Source organism: Pseudomonadota bacterium, assembly GCA_034660915.1.
Lineage (GTDB): Bacteria > Desulfobacterota > Anaeroferrophillalia > Anaeroferrophillales > Anaeroferrophillaceae > DQWO01.
The window spans coordinates 1-2,366 of record JAYEKE010000162.1; the positions used below are offsets into that span (position 1 = coordinate 1).

The following is a 2,366-nucleotide window of genomic DNA, read 5'->3' on the forward strand; positions in this document are numbered from 1 at the left end:
ACCCGGGTAATCGATTTCTCGTTCTATCCTCCTGGTTGTAACCCTGCTTCCCTGTTGACTAAAATTCGCCAGGGTAAATTGATTCCTCAGAGAACATTATTCAATTATTCACGAAAATGGGATTAATACATAGAAAATAGCAGCAAATAAGCCTATAGTTCTTACCTGCCCCGGTTATTCTCCTGTTAAAACCTGTAATAAGTAATAATTACGCTTGATTTTTCCAGTAAACCTCTGTAGTATCCGTCCCGTTAGCACTCTTCATCAGTGAGTGCTAACAAATTTAAACAGCAGCCTGGATGTGGTTTTTTCAGGCTGTCGGATAACAGAATGCAGGTAACCGTGAAATCTTTAAAAGAAGGTATGTAAGGAGGAAAAAGCAATGAATATCAGACCTTTGCAGGACAGACTGATTGTCAAGAGGCTTGAGGAAGAAGAAAAAACCAAGGGTGGGATTATTATTCCCGATGCGGCGAAAGAAAAACCCATGGAGGGTGAAGTTATCGCGGTGGGTAAGGGAAAAGTCTTAGAAGATGGTAAGGTGAGGCCTCTGGATGTTAAAGCTGGAGACCGGATTTTGTTTGGCAAGTATGCCGGGACTGAAATTAAGATCGACGGAGTGGAACACCTTATTATGCGTGAAGACGATGTGTTGGGCGTTTTGGAATAGGAGCTTTGTCCAGAACGTGAATTGCAGGTTCGAGAAGTTTTTAAATGTTAATGTGTAGAAGATAATTACTTATTATAACAGGAGGATGTTGAAAAATGGCTGCAAAAGAACTTAAATTTGCTCAGGATGGCAGAAACGCGATTTTGGCCGGCCTGAATGTTTTGGCGGATGCGGTAAAAGTGACTTTAGGTCCTAAGGGACGCAACGTTATTATTGATAAATCCTTTGGTTCTCCCACGATTACCAAGGATGGGGTGACGGTTGCCAAGGAAATTGAACTGGAAGATAAATTTGAAAATATGGGTGCCCAGCTGGTGAAGGAAGTTGCCAGTAAAACCAGTGATGTGGCTGGTGATGGAACCACCACCGCGACCGTGCTGGCCCAGGCCATCTATCGTGAAGGCTCAAAAATGGTTGCCGCCGGCGCCAACCCGATGGAATTGAAGCGGGGCATAGATATGTCGGTTGCCAATATTGTTGATAATTTGCAGGAAATGAGCAACCCGACCCAGACCCACAAAGAGATTGCCCAGGTGGGTATTATTTCCGCCAATGGCGATGAAACCATCGGTAATATTATTGCCGAAGCCATGGATAAAGTGGGTAAAGAAGGGGTGATCACGGTTGAAGAAGCCAAGGCGATGGAAACTTCCCTTGATATAGTTGAGGGGATGCAGTTTGATCGCGGCTATCTATCACCTTATTTTGTCACCGATCCGGAACGGATGGAAGCCATTCTTGAAGATCCATATATCCTTATCCATGACAAAAAAATCAGCAACATGAAAGATCTGCTGCCGATTCTTGAACAGATTGCCAAAGCCGGCAAACCTTTTCTGCTGATTGCCGAAGATATTGATGGTGAAGCCTTGGCGACCCTGGTGGTTAATAAACTGCGCGGCACCCTGAATTGTGTGGCCGTTAAGGCTCCTGGTTTTGGTGACCGGCGGAAAGCCATGCTTCAGGACCTTGCTGTTCTGACCGGTGGTCAGGTGATTTCCGAAGAAGTAGGTTTGAAGCTGGAAAGTGCCAGCCTGAACGATCTGGGCCAGGCAAAACGGATTACCATTGATAAAGATAACACTACCATTGTTGATGGCACCGGTACCCAGGAAGATATTCAGGCTCGGGTTAAACAGATTCGGGTGCAGATCGAAGAAACCACTTCTGATTATGATCAGGAAAAACTGCAGGAACGGCTGGCCAAGCTGATCGGCGGTGTGGCCGTGATTAATGTTGGTGCTGCTACTGAAACCGAAATGAAAGAAAAGAAAGCCCGGGTTGAGGATGCCTTGAATGCAACCAGGGCTGCCGTTGAGGAAGGTATTGTACCTGGTGGCGGCGTGGCCCTGTTGCGGACCATTGCTGCACTGGACGGACTGAAAGACCTGACTCATGATGAACAGATGGGTGCTAATATTATTCGTCGCTCACTGGAAGAACCGGTACGGCAGATTGTCAATAATGCCGGCCAGGAAGGTTCGGTCATTGTTGAACACCTCAAGAAAGAGGGCGGTGCTTATGGCTTTGATGCTGCCAAAGGCGTCTATGTTGATCTGTATGAGGCCGGGATTATTGACCCGACTAAAGTTACCCGGACGGCGTTGCAGAATGCAGCCAGTATTTCCGGTTTGATGCTGACCACGGAATGCATGGTGGCGGAAACGCCTGAAAAGGATGCCGGCGGCGGCATGCC

General features: G+C 46.9%; 2 protein-coding genes. Both read left to right on the forward strand.

Annotated elements, in window-relative coordinates; all coding sequences use genetic code 11:
* Positions 1-382 precede the first annotated feature (382 nt).
* Positions 383-670, forward strand: a complete 288-nt coding sequence (groES, locus tag U9P07_09485) for a co-chaperone GroES (protein ID MEA2109637.1) — start codon at positions 383-385, stop codon at positions 668-670.
* A gap of 95 nt (positions 671-765) precedes the next feature.
* The coding region (groL, locus tag U9P07_09490) for a chaperonin GroEL (GenBank protein ID MEA2109638.1) at positions 766-2,366 on the forward strand (1,601 nt) is incomplete at its 3' end.